Raw genomic sequence first — 16,892 nt, 5'->3', positions numbered from 1 at the left:
CTTGGGGTGGGCCCGCCGGGGGGCCGCAAACCCACCGGTCGCGCCGGGCCTTGCCCGGCGACACACAAGGGGAGCAGGACCGGAATCCCGCTGCGCAGGCAGCGGGTTTTCTTTTGGCCCGTTCGACATCGCTCGCGCCAGACCTCAGCAGTTGAAGCCCAGGCGACCGTCGCAGTTGCGGAGCGACGGGACGTTCTGCAGCCGTGTCTGCTCTACGTTCCCCTGCCTGCTGCCGTCCGCGCGGACGCAGTCCGCACTGACCTTGCAGAAGTCCGGCGGGAACGAAAACATGTAGTTGAGCGAACAGCTGCGGGAAGCCTCAGACTGATACCACGCGGTCTGACAGGTCTGCTGCTGGCTGTCGGGCGGCGATGTCTGCGCCGTTGCCGTTTCTGCGAAGACGATGCATGCGACGGCTGCTGCTGCAAAAACCGAAGTGAACTTCATCGGGTTCTCCTGTCCATCGATTGAGGAGGCCCGAGTATTTGCTGTCGACCCGCCGCGAGGCCATCGGACTTGTTGCAAATGCGAGGCCGACTGACGAGGACCGCGATGGACTTCACATCGGCAGGATGCACACGGCCGTTCGACGGCATCCAACGCGCCACGCTGCGCCATGCTTGGCGACGTCGATCTTCTGCGCGACATCGCACAGATCAACGGTCCGCCCCCACCACGGCCAACGTCCTCCCGTAGATCCCCGCCATGCGCGGATTCCGTAGATCCACGCCATGCATGGATTCCAGTAGATCCACGCCATGCGTGGATTCCGTGGATCCACGCCATGCATGGATTCACTCAGAAGGAGATCATGAGACCATCAGCGCGCAGCCGATCGCGATGACCAGCATCAGCACCAGCAGGATGCGCCCACTGAATCGACCAAGCGCGTGACCAACATGGTTCAGAGCAAGGGAAGCGATCTCGCCCAGCAGTTCCCACATGGAAGCGGCACCCGTCGCTCAGATCTCGGCAGACGCCAGCTCGATGAAAGGCCGCTGGCGGCTGGCGGTGCCGATGACACAGGTACGATAGACCCGATGCGCCGAGGCCCCCGTAACATAGGCGACGATCTGGACTGACGTCGTTGCGACATACGCCCAGCCGGGCACCCAACCCACCGGCTTTGGCACGAGGCTGAAAGCAGCAGAGCAGTCCATGACGTACTTGGTTGTCTCACCAAGGACGCGGCCCACCTCGGTGTTCATGTTCCAGCCCTGCGCCAGGGTCGGCGACCAGATCGCAGCGGCAACGGCGCGCACGGCCGCCTGGTCTTCTTCGCTGGGAAGATCCACAGCAACTGGCGAATCCCAACCGTCCGGAAAGACCTGCGGCGTATCGCCAACATATTGCCTGGCCCAGGCCCGCAGCGCCCGGTGGTGAGGCTGGGCTGAATTCGAGAAGTAACGCGGAGCACGCTCGCCCGCATTGTAGTAAGCCGCGTCCAGGCTTCCGTCTGGGTGCAGGACCACCACAGCTCCGTAGGAATCGGCGAAGCCCAGCCGCCATCCGGCCAGCAGCAAGTCCCCACTCTTCAGCGACACCGGCACCGCCGACTCATCGAAATTGCGCCGGAACGCCGCGTACTCCGGCCCAAGCAACTGCTTCAGCCCCGGCACCACATCGGAATCCTCGAAGGCGTCCTCCAGCGAAGGACCCACGATCACGATCGGATTCGCGAATACCGGGCAGGCAACGGACAGGACGACCGCCAGCATCAGCAGGCGCATCAGGGAAATGAAAGAACTCATCGGAGGTCCATCATGCAGTGAAGACCATCAGTGTCCACTCCCTGCCCCATCCGGCGCCATTCCAGAAGTCGGAAAGCGATCCCCCCTCGCCAACCCACAAAAAAGGGACGGGGCGCTTCGGCCCCGTCCCCGCAAGTACCGCCACCGGAGAAATCGGTCAGCTGCGTCGTGCGCAATACACCGCGCGCGGCGGCAGCCGCAGTTCATTGCCTTCCACCGTGCCTGCATCCGGGCCCGGCACGTCCAGCTGCTGCCAGGTACCGGCGGGCAGCGGGTGGCTGACCGCCTCGGCCGACAGGTTGAAGGCCAGCAGAAGGGTTTCATCTGCAAGCATACGCTCGAACAGCAGCACTGGCTCGGCACTGTCCAGGAAACGGATGGCGCCGTGCTGCAGAGCCGGCTGGGTCCGCCGCCAGGCCAGGAAGGCCCGGAAGGCCGCCAGGACCGAACCCGGGTCGGCATCCTGCACGGCCACGGCCGCCGCCCGGTGCTCGGCCGGGATCGGCAGCCAGGGCTTGCCGGTGGTGAAGCCGGCCAGCGGGGCGTCGGTCCACGGCAGCGGCGTGCGGCAGCCGTCGCGGCCCTTGAAGTTCGGCCAGAAGGTGATGCCGTAGGGGTCCTGCAGGTCCTCGAAGGCCACCTCGGCCTCGGCCAGGCCCAGTTCCTCGCCCTGGTACAGGCAGACCGAACCGCGCAGGCTGCACAGCATCGCCACCAGCATGCGGGCCAGGCGCGGGTCGGACGGGCGGCCGCCCCAGCGGCTCACGGCCCGCTCCACGTCATGGTTGGACACCGCCCAGCACGGCCAACCCTCGGTCATCACCGCTTCCAGGCGCGAGACCGTATCGCGGATGTAGGCCGCGCTGTAGTCGTCCACCAGCAGCTCGAAGCTGTAGCCCATGTGCAGGCGGCCGTCCTGGGTGTACTCGGCGGTGGTGGCCAGCGAGTCCTCCGAGGAGATCTCGCCCAGGCTAACCGCCCCCGGGTACTCGTCCAGCAGCGCGCGCAGCTGCTCCAGGAACGGCAGGTTTTCCGGCTGGGTGTTGTTGTAGTAGTGGTACTGGTAGGCGTACGGGTTGTCCGGGCTGAAGCCGCGGCCCACGCGCTTGTCCGCCGGCTTGGGCGGGTTGTCGCGCAGCTGCGCGTCGTGGAAGCAGAAGTTGATGGCGTCCAGGCGGAAGCCGTCCACGCCGCGGTCCAGCCAGAACCGCACGTTGTCCAGCGTGGCCTGCTGCACGTCCAGGTTATGGAAGTTCAGGTCCGGCTGGTCGACCAGGAAGTTGTGCAGGTAGTACTGCTCGCGGCGCGGTTCCCACTGCCAGGCGCCGCCACCGAACAGCGACAGCCAGTTGTTGGGCGGGGTGCCGTCCTCGCGCGGGTCGGCCCACACGTACCAGTCGGCCTTGGGGTTGGTGCGGTCCTGGCGGCTCTCGCGGAACCAGGCATGCTCCAGCGAGGTGTGGCTGAGCACCTGGTCGATCATCACCTTCAGGCCCAGGCCATGCGCCTTGGCCAGCAGGCGGTCGAAGTCCTCCAGGCTGCCGAACAGCGGGTCGACATCGCGGTAATCGGCGATGTCATAGCCGAAATCGGCCATCGGCGACTTGAAGAACGGCGAGATCCAGATCGCATCGGCGCCCAGCGCCGCGATGTGGTCCAGGCGCTGGATGATGCCCGGCAGGTCGCCCACCCCGTCGCCGCTGGCGTCGAGGTAGCTGCGCGGGTAGATCTGGTAGATGACGGCTCCGCGCCACCATGGATTGTGCGACATCGACAGCCCCCCTCCGGGCATGCGGGACCCACCGGAAGCGGGCCGAAAACCAACAACCGCAAGCTTAGCGGTGGCTTCCGGAGCATGGCGCTGCCTGCATACGTATTCACGCCGCAAGGCCGGCCAACGGCCTTCGAAATGACCACTCGTGCCGGTTTCCGCCCGATTTCACGGCCAGACCCTATAATTGGCGGTGAGCCTGAAAGCCTGATCGCATGACCATCACCGAAGACACCCGTCCCGCCCTGGGCCTGCCCCAGATCCAGTCGCTTGCTGCGGCCGACATGGCCGCCGTCGATGCCCTGATCCGGGACCGGCTGTCCTCGGACGTCGTACTGATCAACCAGATCGCCGACCACATCATTTCCGCCGGCGGCAAGCGCCTGCGCCCGATGCTGGTCATGCTGGCCGGCCACGCGGTCGGCCAGGCCGGCCCGGAGCACCACCAGCTGGCGGCGATCATCGAGTTCATCCACACCTCGACCCTGCTGCACGACGACGTGGTGGACGAATCCAGCCTGCGGCGCGGCCGCAGCACCGCCAATGCCCTGTGGGGCAACGCGCCGAGCGTGCTGGTGGGTGACTTCCTGTATTCGCGCAGCTTCCAGCTGATGGTGGAACTGGACCGCATGCCGGTCATGCGGATCCTGGCCGACACCACCAACCGCATCGCCGAAGGCGAAGTGCTGCAGCTGCTGCACGTGCACAACCCGGACACCGACGAAGCGGCCTACCTGCGCGTGATCGAGCGCAAGACCGCCGTGCTGTTCGCTGCCGGCACCCGCCTGGGCGCGCTGGCCAGCGGCGTGGACGAAGCGACCCAGCAGGCCCTGTACGACTACGGCATGCACCTGGGCTACGCCTTCCAGATTGCCGATGACGTGCTGGATTACTCGGCCAACGCCGAGGAACTGGGCAAGAACCTGGGCGACGACCTGGCCGAAGGCAAGGCGACCCTGCCGCTGATCCACGCCATGGCCCATTCGGACGATGCCACCCGCGAGCGCCTGCGCAGCATCGTGCAGGACGGCGACGCCTCGGCCATGCCGGAAGTGCTGGCCGCCATCCGCGCCACCGGCGGCCTGGATTACAGCCGCCGCCGTGCCGAGGAATACGCCGAAGCCGCCGAACGCGCGCTCGACGGCCTGGGCGACAACGATGCCGTGGCGGCCCTGCGCGGCCTGGCCCGTTACGCGGTGCAGCGTTCGCATTGACCGGTGAAGGTGTGCCGACCAACGGTCGGCAACCACCCAATGCGATGGTAGGTGCCGACCGTTGGTCGGCACGCCTTTGATTACCGGAACCGCTCCTCGAAGAACTCATCCAGCGCCTTCCACGCGCGCTTGGCCGCCCGTTCGTTGTACTGGCAGCCCGGCGGGCTGTTGGCATCGCGCTCGGCGAAGCAGTGCACCGCGCCGCTGTAGTTGGTGAATTCCCAGTCGACCTTGGCCGCGTCCATTTCCTTCTGGAAGCTGCCGATGTCCTCGGCGGTCACGCTCTTGTCGTCGGCGCCGTTGAGCACCAGCACCGAGGGATGGCTGCCACCGGCCTGCGCCGGCAGCGGCGAGCCCAGCCCGCCGTGCAGGCTGACCACACCGGCCAGCGGCGCACCGGCGCGGGCCAGCTCCAGCACCGTGGTGCCGCCGAAGCAGAAGCCCACCGCGCCGATCCGGCTGGCATCCAGCGGTGCCTTGCCAGCCTGGGCCTTGAGCACGTTCACCGCTTCCAGCGCACGCGCACGCAGCAGCGGCCGGTCGTTGCGCAGCTTGGTCGCCACCGGGCCGGCCTCGGCATCGGTCTTCGGCCGCACGCCCTTGCCGTACACATCGGCCACCAGCACCACGTAGTCATCGCCGGCCAGCTGCTTGGCCTTCTCGATGGCGGACTCGTTCACGCCCTTCCAGTTCGGCACCATCACCAGGCCCGGGCGCTTGTCGTTGTCGCCGTCGTCATAGACCAGCACGCCACTGAAGGTCGTGCCCTCGTGCTTCCATTCCACCGTCTGGGTCTTCATCGCCGCCCAGACCGGCATCGCCGCCAGCCCCAGCACTATCGCCACACCACAACGCCATCGGTTCATGCGCCTGCTCCAATGAAAAGGGGACGGAGGGGATTAAGTCGCAGAACACCCTCCCGGGTCGCATTCTGCATTGGCGACGTGACGCAGGTGTGGTTGGATACGACTTAATCCCCTCCGTCCCCTTCTACATGAACCTTGTTGATCGCTTTCTGTCTGGCCTTGTCCCGCGCCTGCCGGCCGAGGACGCAGCGCAATGGGCACATGTCCAGGGCGCCAGTGCCGAAGATCTGCAGCGCCTACGCGCGCAGTGGCCGCTGGTGCCCGAGAGCCTGCTGGCGTTGCTGTCGCGGGTGGATGGCACGCATTTCCGCGAATATCCCGGTGGCGAGGTCGTGGTCTACATGCTGGGTTCGGATGTCGAGGACGGCGGCTACCCCTACTACCTGCGCTCGGTCGCGCAGATCTTCGAAGACCAGCAGCAGTGGGACGACAGCATCCGGTCCATCTACGAGGAATGGCTGGACGACGAGCCGGAGATCCTTGGCGACGGCATCGACGCCGATCTGCCGATGGACCGCCGCCTGTGCTTCTCGCACTGCATGAACAACGGCGGCACCTCGATGCTCTACCTGGATTTCGACCCGGCACCGGGCGGCACCGTCGGCCAGGTGGTGCGCTACCTGCATGATCCGGACAGCTATGCAGTCATCGCGCCCAGCTTCGATGCGTACCTGCAGCAGCTGATTGATGGTGATTACGCGTTCATCGAGTAGAGCCACGCCACGCGTGGATGGGGGGGCAGAGCCCTTTCCTGCGGAAAGGGATCCGACCCCGCTGGCTTCCCGGGCTCACCCGCGCTCGATCCAATGCAACGTGCCCGGCGCGAGCGCCAGCAGATCCGCTGCATCCAACTGGCCCCGCGACCAATGACGTTCCGGCGGCGCCGGCTGCCGGGCATCCACCGCGCCATCGTAGTCGCGTACCAGCAGGCCAATGCGCGCGGCCCCGGACTGCAGCAGGGCATCGATGCGCTGTAACCACTGCCCGGCGTCGCCCAGCGCTTCATCGCGACGCAGCTGCTGATCCTGCGCATGCCGCGCCAACTGCTCGGCCAGCGCGCGGGCGATCTTCGCTTCGCTCCAGCCCTTCTTCCGCCAGCGCGCGGCATCGCCCTTCCATTCCGGCTTGGCCCGCACCGACGCCAGCGCGGTGCCGCAATCGCAGTGCGCGGCGCTCAGCCACGGCTGCCAGCCGGGCCCGACCGCGGCCTGCAGGCTGGGCGAATCCTGCGCGAACAGGCAACGGCCACTGCGGGTGAAGATCGCGGCGGCTGTTTCGTGGGCCAGCGTGGTGGGCAGGAATAAAGTGATGAAGGTGCACATCGGGCTTCTCGAATCCGTCCGGGAATGCGCCGATGGTAACTCGCCCCCTGCAACTCGCTGGGGTCAGAGCCCTTTCCTGCGGAAAGGGATCCGACCCCGGGCCGGTGGGTCAGCCGATGCCCAGGCCCGGAATCGCGCTGATGCTGTCCGGCTCGAACCCGGCCAGCTCGGCGAAATGGCGGCCGCGGGCCACGTAATCGCGGTAGGCACCGAAACTCGGCGCGCCCGGCGACAGCAGCACCACCCCGCCCTGCGCACCCAGCGCAGCGCGTGCCAGCGCCATCGCCTCGGGCAGGTCGCCGGCCGCGTGCAGGCCGAAGCGGCCGGCATCCGCCAGCGGCTGCAGCATCGCGTGGATGCGCGGGCCGTTGCTGCCCATCGTCACGATCTCCACCGGCGGCACGTCGTGCGCCATGTGCTGCATGAAATCGGTCCAGTCCAGGCCACGGTCGTGCCCGCCCACCAGCAGCGCGATGCGCTGGCCGGCGAAACATTCCAGCGCGGCCAGGCTGGCGTGCGGCGTGGTGCTGATCGAATCGTTGACGTAGGTCAGGCCATCGGCCGCGCCGATGCGCTGCAGGCGATTGGGCAGCGGGCGGAAATCCTGCACCGCCGGTGCCAATGCCACGGCATCCAAGCCCAGCGCTTCCAGCGCCGCCAGCACGGCGCACAGGTTGCCGCGGTTGTGGCGGCCCGGCAGCGGCGTGTTGCGGGTATCGAACACGGGCTGTTCGCCACGGTGCACGATGTCGCCGCGCATGTGCCAGCCCTGCGGCTGGTTGAACCAGACCACGTCGCTGTCCGGCAACGAGAGCGCGGCCAGGTGCGGATCGGCGGCGTTGAGCACGGCGATGCGCGGCGCGGCCTCGGTCACCAGCCGCAGCTTGTCCTCGATGTAGCGCTGCTCGCTGCCGTGCCAGTCCAGGTGTTCGGGGAACAGGTTCAGCACCACCGCCACCTGCGGGCGGGCGCCACTGCGCGCCACTTCGCCGGTCTGGTAGCTGGACAGCTCCACCGCCCAGTACGCGGGCGCGGGCTGCGGGTCCAGCACTTCCAGCAGCGGCAGGCCGATGTTGCCGACCAGGCCGGTGCGGTGGCCGGCGGCGCGCAGCAGGTGCGCGACCAGCGCGGTGGTGGTGCTCTTGCCCTTGGTGCCGGTCACGCACACGGTGTCGTGCACGATGCCATCTTCAGCCGCGTGCTCGGCAAACCACAGGGCGGTGCCGCCGATGAAGGCCGTGCCCTGCCCTGCCGCCGCCAGCGCGATCGGCTGGTAGGGGCTGATGCCGGGCGATTTGATGACCACGTCGAACGCGGCCAGCGCCTCGGCAGTGGGCTCGCCACGCACGTCCAGCTGACCCTGCGCTTCGGTACGCGCCGCCTCGACCTCGGCGGCCGGGCAGAACAGGCTCAGGGCCAGCGCGGGCAGGCGCGCGCGCAGCACGGCAAACGCCGCGCGGCCCTCACGCCCCCAGCCCCACAGCGCAACGCGCTTTCCTTCAAGCTGTGAAATCTTCACGCACACGTTCCCACAGCGCGGTCGGAATGCGGTGCTCGCCCTGCAGCTGCAGCAGCGGCGCCAGTTCCAGTTCAGCGGCACCCAGCTGCGGCTGGATCTCGTTGCAGAAGCGCTTCACCAGCACGTCTTCCTTCCATTCCGGGCGCTGCGCCAGCGTGGCCATCGCCGCACGCGATTCGCGGCCTTCGCCCACGCACTCGAACGGCTTGTGGTCCTGGAATTCCAGCAGCGCATCGAAGCCACCGGCCTGGCCGGCGTCGTCCAGCAGGTTGCGACCGAAGATGCGCACCAGGCGGGTCTTGGGCATGAACGGGGCCAGCGCCAGGAACACGAAGTGGCACTTCGGGCAGACGCCGCACCAGCGGTTCACCGGGCGCTCGCCAAGGATGTGGAAGTTGCGGTTGCAGCTGGAGAAATGCGCGTCGTAGAAATCGCTCTTGGCGAACTGGCGGGCCACCGCCAGCTCCGACATCGGGCGCAGCAGCGAGTAGTACTGCAGATCGGCGGCCACCTGCTTCTGCACGTGGTTGCCGAAGGCCTGCTCGAACGCCCAGCCCTTCGACCACTGGTGGTTCACTTCGCCGGTGCCTGGAATCTGGCTGCCGTAGCTGGCCGAACGCTCGTTGGAGAACACCACCTGGTCCACGCCCTGCAGCAGCGCGGCCAGCACCATGATCGCCGAGTTCACCGCGGTCACCGGGATATGCCCGTTCCACGCGCCCTGGCGGTTCAGCTCGAACAGCTCCGGCGCCAGCGCGCGGCCCAGGTTCAGGGTCGGCAGGCCGGTGCGCTCGGCACAGGCGCGGATCAGCTGCGAACCGCCGATCCAGGTCACCGTCTCGTCCACGCCGGCACGGCGCAGCGCTTCGATGCTGACCAGCGAATCCTTGCCGCCGCCGATGGCCACCAGCGCATGCGGCTGCAGGCCCAGCACCGGCGCCTGCACCGCGTCGCCCTGCACCGGCAGGCGGAAACGCCCGCGCAGGTTCAGGCCGTTGCGGTAGGCGAATTCGCCCAGGCCGTTGAGGTAGACCGTTTCCACCAGCGCTGCGGTCTCGGCATCGATGGCATAGCTGTCGATGCTGACCGTTTCCGGCACGCCCGCCTTGTAGTAACTGACACCGGCGATCAGGTGCAGCAGCTGCAGCGCACGCTGCACCGCGCCCGCGCGCGCCTCGTCCAGCACGAACGGGGCGCCGGGCACGGTGATGGTTTCCACCATCTCCGGGCCGTCGTCGAAGGCGTAGACCAGCTTGGCCACGCCGGTATCCGCGGCGAATTCGCAGCGGACGAAGCGGAAGCGGGAAACCTGGTGTTTATCGAAAGCAGTCATGGTGGATCCAGTTCAAGCGCGGTCAGGCACGCCCCGCGCGAAGGCGCAGGACGTGTCGGTGGGCGGGTGCAGGGTGCGGAGGGCAGCGATCACTCGATCACGTCTTCGCGCGGCATCGCCCGCTGGTTGTAGGTGTTGGCCATCACATAGCCGTAGGCACCGGCGTCGGCGATCAGCATCACGTCGTCCGGCGCCGTGGACACCGGCAGCTTGCGGCGCTTGCCGAACACATCGCTGGACTCGCAGATCGGGCCGACCACATCGAACGCCGCTTCGGCGTAGCCGCCCTGGCGGCTGAGGTTCTCGATATCGTGCCAGGCGTCGTACAGAGCTGGGCGCATCAGCGTGTTCATGCCGGCATCCAGGCCGACGCGGCGCACGCCGTCCTTTTCCACCACCTGCGTGGCATGGGTCAGCAGCACGCCCGATTCGGCCACCAGGTAGCGGCCCGGCTCGATCGCCAGGCGGAACGCCGGGTGCAGCGCCTTGACCTCGGCCAGGCCCTCGGCCCAAGCGTCCAGGTCGAACGGCTCGTCTTCCTCGCTGTACGGAATCGGCAGGCCACCACCGATGTCGATGGTCTGCACGCTGCCGATGCGGCGGGCGAAACCGGCCAGCTCATCGCACATCAGGCGCCAGTGCTGCGCGGTTTCCACGCCGCTGCCCAGGTGCGCGTGCAGGCCGACCACGCGGGTGCCCAGATCGGTGGCGGTGCGCACGAACTCGTCCACGCGCGCCATCGGCAGGCCGAACTTGGAATCCTTGCCGCCGGTGCGGACCTTGGCATGGTGGCCTTCGCCACGGCCCAGGTCCACGCGCAGCCAGATTTCGCGGTTGCGGAACAAGTCCGGCCAGCGCTGCAGCGCTTCCAGGTTGTCCACGGTGACGGTGACGCCGAGCGCGAAGCCGGCTTCGTACTCTTCGCGTGGGCAGAAGCTGGGGGTGAACAGCACGCGCTTGGGCGACAGTTCCGGCAGGTGCTGGAACACGTGCTTCAGCTCGCCGTGCGACACGCATTCCAGGCCGAAGCCTTCGGCTTCCAGCAGCTGCAGGATGGCCGGGTGGCTGTTGGCCTTGATCGCGTAGTAACGCTGGTCGATCGGCTTGATCGCGGCCAGCGCACGGGCGCGGGCACGTACGGTCGGCAGGTGGTAGACGTAGCGCGGCGTGCCGGCGTCGGCCAGCTGCAGCAGGTGCGCACGCTGGCCACGCCACCACGGCGTGCCGCGCGGGCGCACGGTGCCGGCGATCTCGCGCCAGCGCGGGCCGAACACTTCGGTTTCTTCCACCGGCATCGCACCGCTGTCGATCAGCTCGGCATGCAGGATCGGCAGCAGGCCATCGGCATCGGCCTCGTCGATGACGAAGGTCAGGTTCAGGTCGTTGGACGACTGCGAGATCATGTGCACGCGCTCGCGGCCGAAGGTGGCCCACACGTCCGACAGCTTGTGCAGCAGCGAACGCATGCCACGGCCGACCAGGGTGATGGCCGCGCACGGCACGATCACCTTGACCTTGCAGATCTGCGACAGGTCAGCCGACAGCGCGGCCAGCACATCGGTGTTGACCAGATTCTCGGACGGATCCAGCGACACGGTGACGTTGGTTTCGGCCGAACCGATCAGGTCCACCGACAGACCGTGCTTCTTGAACAGGCCGAACACATCGGCCAGGAAGCCGACCTGCTGCCACATGCCGATGCCTTCCATCGACACCAGCACGATGCCGTTGCGGCGGCTGATCGCCTTCACGCCCGGCACCGGTGCGGCGCTGCCGTCGATGCTGGTGCCCGGCAGTTCCGGGCGCTCGGTATCGAGGATGGCCATCGGCACGCCGGCGTCGCGGCACGGCTTGATCGAGCGCGGGTGCAGCACCTTGGCGCCGGTGGTGGCGATTTCCTGCGCTTCGTAATAGTCCAGGCGGGTCAGCAGGCGCGCGTCCGGCACGTCCTTCGGGTTGGCGCTGAACATGCCCGGCACGTCGGTCCAGATTTCCACGCGGCTGGCGCCGAGCAGCGCACCGAAGTACGCCGCCGAGGTGTCCGAGCCGCCGCGGCCGAGGATGGCGGTGCCGCCGTCGGCGTGGCGGGAAATGAAGCCCTGGGTGATCAGCAGGCGGGTCGGCTGCGCGCGGAAGCGCTGCATCCAGTCCGCGTCGGCGCGCCACTGGCAGTTCACCGACAGGCGCTGCGACCACTCACTCTGGTTCGGCTGCGGCGGCATCGCGTCCAGCCACTGGCGGGCATCCATCCAGCCCATGTCCAGGCCCGAGGCATGCAGGTAGGCCGCGCCCAGGGTCGAGGACAGCAGTTCGCCCTGGCCCAGCACTTCGGCCTGCCATTCCAGCGGGCGGGTGGTTGCGCGCGGGTCATCCAGCAGGCCCTGCAGGGCGGCCAGGCGTTCGCCGAGCACCTCGCGGCCCAGGCCGAGCTCGACCAGGAAGCTCTCATGGCGTTCGACCAGGGCGGCCACGCGGTCGCGGCTGTCCGGTGCGCCATCGGCGATCGCGGTCAGTTCGTTGGTGACCCCGGACAGCGCCGAGACCACCACCAGCACGCGCGAGCCGGTCTCTTCCGCGCGTTTTTTCGCCAGCTTCCCGATCGTGTCCCAGCGGTGGCGACGCGACACCGAGGTGCCGCCGAACTTCAGTACGATCCAACGATCGACAAGGGGGGAAGCTGACATGGATAGGCTATGTGTAATGTGGGGGAGCCGCCCGAGGGGGCGGAACCTTCGATTCTAAGCCCAATGGACCCGCCGATGGCCGCCTTCCGCTACCTGCAGCTTGATGTCTTCGCCCACCAGCCCGGCAGCGGCAACCCGCTGGGCGTAGTGCTGGGCGCCGACGGGCTGTCCGCCGGGCGCATGCAGGCGCTGGCGGCCTGGCTGAACCTGTCCGAGACGGTGTTCTTCCTGCAGCCCAGCGCCGCCGGTGCCGACTACCACATCCGCATCTTCACCCCGGGCAGCGAGCTGCCGTTCGCCGGCCACCCCAGTGTCGGTGCGGCCTGGGCGGCGGTCACTTGCGGCCTGGCCACGCCGGGTGACGGCGGCGCCCTGGTCCAGCAATGCGCCGCCGGCCTGCTGCCGGTGCGGGTGAGTGGCCCGGCCGACGCGCCGACCATCGAACTGGCCAGCCCGCCGGCCCGCCACCTGCCCACCGCCCCCGGCCAGGTACCGGAACCGCTGCTGGCCCTGGCCGCCGACGGCCAGGCCCCCGAGCTGTGGGACAACGGCCCGCGCTGGTGGCTGCTGCCGCTGCGCGATGCCGCCGCCGTGCGCGGCCTGGCCCCGGACATGGCCGCCCTGCGCGACTGGACCAATGCCACCGGCGCGACCGGCGTGGCGGTGTTCGCCGATGAACCCGCTGCGGGACACAGCCGCGTGGTGCGCGCGTTCTGCCCGGGCGATGCGGTGAATGTGCCCGAGGACCCGGTGACCGGCAGCGCCAATGCGCTGATCGGCGCCTGGCTGCGCGAACGTGGCGCCCTGCCCGGCGGCGCGGGTGCTTACGTGGCCAGCCAGGGCCGCGAAGTCGGCCGCGACGGCCATGTCCATGTCCGCGTCGATGCCGAAGGCACGGTGTGGATCGGCGGCCAGGTGCAGCCGGTGATCGACGGCCAGATCCGCTGGTAGCGCCGGGCCATGCCCGGCGGCCTTGCCGCGCTGCGCGCTCGCGGGGCATGGCCCCGCGCTACCATTTCCCCATTTCCTGGAGTTTTCCCTGATGTCCGCACGCCGTTTCCTGCAACTGGATGTGTTCTCGCCGCGCGCCGGCGCCGGCAATCCGCTGGCCGTGGTGCTCGATGCCGAGGGCCTGGACGACACTGCCATGCAGGCCATTGCGCGCTGGACCCGGCTGCCGGAAACCACCTTCGTGTTCGCGCCGCAGACCGCTGGCAGCAGCTACCGTCTGCGCATGTTCAGCCCGCAGAAGGAGGTCCCCTTCGCCGGCCATCCCAGCGTCGGCACCGCCCACGCCGTGCTGCAGGCCGGCCTGGCCGCGCCGGTGGAGGGCGTGCTGGTGCAGGATGGCATCGCCGGTCTGCTGCCGCTGCAGGTGATCGGCGAAGGCGCCGCACAGCGCATCGCCATCCGCACCCCGCGCGCGCAGCTGGCCGAAACCTCGCAGGCCGATGATCCGCGCCTGCAGGCCGCGTTGCAGGGCTGGCCGCTGGGTGAGCTGCCGCCGGCACGCATGCAGGGCGGCCGCAGCTGGTGGGTGGTGCAGGTGGCCGACGAGGCCGCGCTGCGTGCGCTGCAGCCGGACTGGGACGCGGTCGCCGCGCTGGCCGAATCCACCGACAGCATGGGCGTGTTCGCCTATGCGTTCAGCGATGGCAGCGAAGGTTTCGACCTGGCCGTGCGCGCCTTCGTCGGCAACGGGCGGCGCTTCGAGGATGCCGCCTCGGGTGCGGCCAATGCCGTGCTGGCCGCGTGGCTGGACCTGCGTGGCGTGCTGCCGCGCGGCCGCGAACCGTATGAAGTCAGCCAAGGACGCGAGGTCGGCCACGATGCACGGCTGACCCTGCGCGTGGATGAGGACGGCGAGGTGTGGTCCGGCGGACAGGTGCAGACGGTGATTGCCGGAACCATCGATTGGTGATTGCGATGGGGCGCCGGGCGATGCCCGGCTCCGTTCCGCTTCGCTCGCCGGGCATGGCCCGGCGCTACCGGCCTCAGCCCAGCTCGGCCTCCAGGCTGATCGGCACGGCGCTCAGTGCCTTGGACACCGGGCAGTTCTGCTTGGCGTCATCGGCGATCGCGCGGAACTGCGCGGCGTCGATGCCCGGCACCACGGCCTTCACCTTCAGCCGGATCTGCGACAGCTGCGGGCCACCTTCCATCGACAGATCGACCTTGGCTTCGGTATCCAGTGAGGTCGGTGTAAACCCGGCGTCACCCAGTTTGGCCGACAGCGCCATGGTGAAGCAGCCGGCGTGCGCGGCGGCGATCAGCTCCTCCGGGTTGGTGCCTTTCTCGTCGCCAAAGCGGCTGTTGAAGCCGTAGCGGGTCTTGTCCAGCAGGCCGCTCTGCGGCGTGTTCAACTGGCCCTTGCCCGACTTCAGGTCCCCTTCCCAGTGCGCGGTGGCGTGTCGCGAGATTCCCATGTGCTGCTCCTGCGTGGCGGTGATGAACGGCCACCCTCGCACGGCGCGCGTTAGCCCTGCGTCGCCCCGCCGCAGGCAATACGGCTGTCCCGGGTCAGCCCGCTGGACACTTCCTCGCCAGCGCGAAACGAATTTCTCCCTTGTTTTCAGCGATTTCGCGCAGTCCCTGCTGTCCGCGCCGCGTATTGCGCAGTGCAGCGCAGGCCCCGTTTTCCTGCATCCGGACATGTACTCAATCGGCCTGGATATGAAAAAACATGCACTTTCCGCGCTCCGGGCTATTGGCGGCGCTCGAGAGTTGCCCTACATTGCGCTTGCCGACGGGGTTCGGCGCCGACCACACAACCAACCGTTCACGGAACAGGAAACCATGGCAAAGACCGCTAAGAAGGCTGCCCCGAAAAAGGCAGTGAAGAAAGTCGCGACGAAGGCTGCCGCCAAGCCGGCCGCTCCGAAGCCGATCAAGGAAGTGCTGACCAAGTCGGGCCTGGTTGCACACATCGCTGAAGCGTCCGGCGTTGTCGCCAAGGACGTGCGCGCGGTGCTGGCCTCGCTTGAAACCGCCGTTGCTTCCTCGGTGCACAAGAAGGGCGCTGGCTCCTTCACCCTGCCGGGCCTGCTGAAGATCTCCACCGTCAGCGTGCCGGCCAAGCCGAAGCGCAAGGGCATCAACCCGTTCACCAAGGAAGAGCAGTGGTTCGCTGCCAAGCCGGCCACCACCAAGCTGAAGGTGCGCCCGCTGAAGAAGCTGAAGGACGCCGCGCTCTAAGCGCGCGCCCAACGGCATCTTCCGACGGGACGGCGCAGGCCGTCCCGTTTTTGTTTGCGCCGGCGCCACGACCCCGCGCAAACCGCAACACAGCGTTTCCGCGCCTGCACCGTCCGCGCCGACAGCCGCACCAGCATTGGCTGTGGCCCGGTTTTTCCCTGTCGGAAACGGACCGGGTGGAACACTGCGTGCAGCCCCGGCCGTCGCCGCCGGTCGCGGCCTTGCCTATGGTGGGCACATCCCTCCAGACCCAGGCGAGCACACCCTCATGGCCAGCCCCTCCACCCGCTACCGGATCTCGGTGACCCCGATCGAAAAGGACGGGCACCAGTGCACCGGGCGCTGCACCATCGAACTGGAACATCGCGCCAGCCGCGACCTGATGCGCCTGCTGGAAAGCGCCCCGCGCACGGCCGGCCTCAGCGGTGACGAACGCGCCACCCTGGTGGTCGCCACCCAGCTGCTGCGCGATATCGTGCAGCGCCACGCCGACACCGACGGCCACGCGCTGGCCGCCGTGGCGGCGCAGGTGCTGCCGGCCCTGGACGCACTGGAACAGCTGCCCACGTCGCGCTGATCCGGACGCTGCCGATACACTGCCCTCCTCCAGGTCGCCTCGGGGAGGAGGCAGACATGCGCAGTGCCCTGTTGTTGATGATGACGGTGACCCTGCTGGGCTGTTCCAGGCAGACACCGTCCGATGAAGCCGCCGCCGTGCCGCCGCCCGCCGAAGCACCGGCGGCCGACGCAGGGCGTCCGGTTGCCTCGCATGAGGCAGACAGCCTCGCGTCGCAGGGCATCGACCCGCTGTATGGCGCGGTCGCCGCGGGTGGCGAAGCGCCTTCCCTGCTGCTCAACCGCTACGTGCGGGACCTGCTCAACCGCAACAAGGCCAGTGTCGATGCGGCCTGGGCCATCGCCCCGCCCGATGCGCGGCGTGCCGACGATGCCGCACTGCGCCTGCTGCCGGACGTGCGCAACCTGCGCCTGGACAGCGACGCCGCCGTGCCCCGCGATGAGCAGCAGCCGCCGCGCCTGCTGGAGGTGCCGGTACGCATCCGCGCCACCACCGGCGAGGGCGTGTTCCGCTACCACGGGTGGTACCGCGTGCAGCCCCGCGCTGATGGCCAGGGCTGGCAGATCCAGTCGGCGCAGCTGCAACCAACGCTGGACTGAACCGTTGCAGCGGCATGCACGCAGGATTCAGCGTGCAAAGCTACTCTGTAGCCCTCATTCA

Annotated in this window: 17 protein-coding genes; 7 read left to right on the top strand and 10 right to left on the bottom strand. The window is 68.4% G+C overall.

Features of this window, described 5'->3' with window-relative positions; all coding sequences use genetic code 11:
* Positions 1-144: 144 nt before the first annotated feature.
* The 4 genes from IAE56_RS08285 to IAE56_RS08275 form a co-directional block, all read right to left on the bottom strand.
* Entirely contained in the window at positions 145-447 is a 303-nt protein-coding gene (locus IAE56_RS08285) for a hypothetical protein (protein ID WP_108768092.1), read from the bottom strand.
* A 362-nt stretch (positions 448-809) separates the two neighbouring features.
* A complete protein-coding gene (locus tag IAE56_RS21245; protein WP_267912569.1) occupies positions 810-944 on the bottom strand; it encodes a hypothetical protein in 135 nt (44 codons plus the stop codon).
* A gap of 18 nt (positions 945-962) precedes the next feature.
* Positions 963-1,751, bottom strand: coding sequence for a hypothetical protein (locus IAE56_RS21120; RefSeq protein ID WP_234455968.1), 789 nt, complete (start codon positions 1,749-1,751; stop codon positions 963-965).
* 157 nt (positions 1,752-1,908) lie between these two features.
* Complete coding sequence (locus IAE56_RS08275; RefSeq protein ID WP_200752191.1) at positions 1,909-3,522, bottom strand: alpha-glucosidase; 1,614 nt, start codon at positions 3,520-3,522, stop codon at positions 1,909-1,911.
* A 215-nt stretch (positions 3,523-3,737) separates the two neighbouring features.
* On the opposite strand from IAE56_RS08275, the gene IAE56_RS08270 reads away from it, so the two are divergent.
* A complete protein-coding gene (locus tag IAE56_RS08270) occupies positions 3,738-4,736 on the top strand; it encodes a polyprenyl synthetase family protein (protein WP_108768090.1) in 999 nt (332 codons plus the stop codon).
* Positions 4,737-4,816: 80 nt separating this feature from the next.
* Here IAE56_RS08270 and IAE56_RS08265 read toward each other — a convergent pair whose 3' ends face one another.
* Positions 4,817-5,602, bottom strand: a complete 786-nt coding sequence (locus IAE56_RS08265; protein ID WP_200752190.1) for a dienelactone hydrolase family protein — start codon at positions 5,600-5,602, stop codon at positions 4,817-4,819.
* 128 nt (positions 5,603-5,730) lie between these two features.
* Here IAE56_RS08265 and IAE56_RS08260 point away from each other — a divergent pair, with 128 nt between their 5' ends.
* Complete coding sequence (locus IAE56_RS08260) at positions 5,731-6,315, top strand: SMI1/KNR4 family protein (RefSeq protein ID WP_108768088.1); 585 nt, start codon at positions 5,731-5,733, stop codon at positions 6,313-6,315.
* Positions 6,316-6,390: 75 nt separating this feature from the next.
* Here IAE56_RS08260 and IAE56_RS08255 read toward each other — a convergent pair whose 3' ends face one another.
* The 4 genes from IAE56_RS08255 to IAE56_RS08240 form a co-directional block, all read right to left on the bottom strand.
* Positions 6,391-6,924, bottom strand: a complete 534-nt coding sequence (locus IAE56_RS08255; RefSeq protein ID WP_200752189.1) for a hypothetical protein — start codon at positions 6,922-6,924, stop codon at positions 6,391-6,393.
* Between the two features lie 109 nt (positions 6,925-7,033).
* A complete protein-coding gene (gene murD / locus IAE56_RS08250) occupies positions 7,034-8,443 on the bottom strand; it encodes a UDP-N-acetylmuramoyl-L-alanine--D-glutamate ligase (RefSeq protein ID WP_200752188.1) in 1,410 nt (469 codons plus the stop codon).
* Entirely contained in the window at positions 8,424-9,776 is a 1,353-nt protein-coding gene (gene murL, locus IAE56_RS08245) for a UDP-N-acetyl-alpha-D-muramoyl-L-alanyl-L-glutamate epimerase (protein WP_108768085.1), read from the bottom strand. The genes murD and murL overlap by 20 nt, the downstream gene beginning before the upstream one ends.
* Positions 9,777-9,865: 89 nt before the next feature.
* On the bottom strand, positions 9,866-12,460 hold the full coding sequence (locus IAE56_RS08240; RefSeq protein WP_200752187.1) for a bifunctional aspartate kinase/diaminopimelate decarboxylase: 2,595 nt from the start codon (positions 12,458-12,460) through the stop codon (positions 9,866-9,868).
* A 75-nt stretch (positions 12,461-12,535) separates the two neighbouring features.
* Between IAE56_RS08240 and IAE56_RS08235 the strand changes: the two genes are divergently transcribed.
* Positions 12,536-13,411: a PhzF family phenazine biosynthesis protein gene (locus IAE56_RS08235; protein ID WP_200752186.1), complete on the top strand. Its 876-nt coding sequence runs from the start codon at positions 12,536-12,538 to the stop codon at positions 13,409-13,411.
* Between the two features lie 91 nt (positions 13,412-13,502).
* On the top strand, positions 13,503-14,381 hold the full coding sequence (locus tag IAE56_RS08230; protein WP_200752185.1) for a PhzF family phenazine biosynthesis protein: 879 nt from the start codon (positions 13,503-13,505) through the stop codon (positions 14,379-14,381).
* 73 nt (positions 14,382-14,454) lie between these two features.
* On the opposite strand, the gene IAE56_RS08225 is transcribed toward IAE56_RS08230, so the two are convergent.
* Positions 14,455-14,886: an OsmC family protein gene (locus tag IAE56_RS08225; RefSeq protein WP_108768081.1), complete on the bottom strand. Its 432-nt coding sequence runs from the start codon at positions 14,884-14,886 to the stop codon at positions 14,455-14,457.
* A 370-nt stretch (positions 14,887-15,256) separates the two neighbouring features.
* On the opposite strand from IAE56_RS08225, the gene IAE56_RS08220 reads away from it, so the two are divergent.
* The 3 genes from IAE56_RS08220 (at position 15,257) to IAE56_RS08210 (ending at position 16,831) form a co-directional block, all read left to right on the top strand.
* On the top strand, positions 15,257-15,655 hold the full coding sequence (locus tag IAE56_RS08220; protein ID WP_108768080.1) for an HU family DNA-binding protein: 399 nt from the start codon (positions 15,257-15,259) through the stop codon (positions 15,653-15,655).
* A gap of 268 nt (positions 15,656-15,923) precedes the next feature.
* Positions 15,924-16,232, top strand: coding sequence for a DUF3861 family protein (locus tag IAE56_RS08215; protein WP_108768079.1), 309 nt, complete (start codon positions 15,924-15,926; stop codon positions 16,230-16,232).
* 56 nt (positions 16,233-16,288) lie between these two features.
* Complete coding sequence (locus IAE56_RS08210; protein ID WP_200752184.1) at positions 16,289-16,831, top strand: hypothetical protein; 543 nt, start codon at positions 16,289-16,291, stop codon at positions 16,829-16,831.
* Positions 16,832-16,892: the final 61 nt, after the last annotated feature.

Origin of the sequence: Stenotrophomonas sp. S41, assembly GCF_016624625.1 — a bacterium.
Taxonomy (GTDB): Bacteria; Pseudomonadota; Gammaproteobacteria; order Xanthomonadales; family Xanthomonadaceae; genus Stenotrophomonas.
The sequence above is the reverse complement of the archived record's forward strand: the minus strand, read 5'-3'. Positions and strand labels throughout refer to the sequence as shown.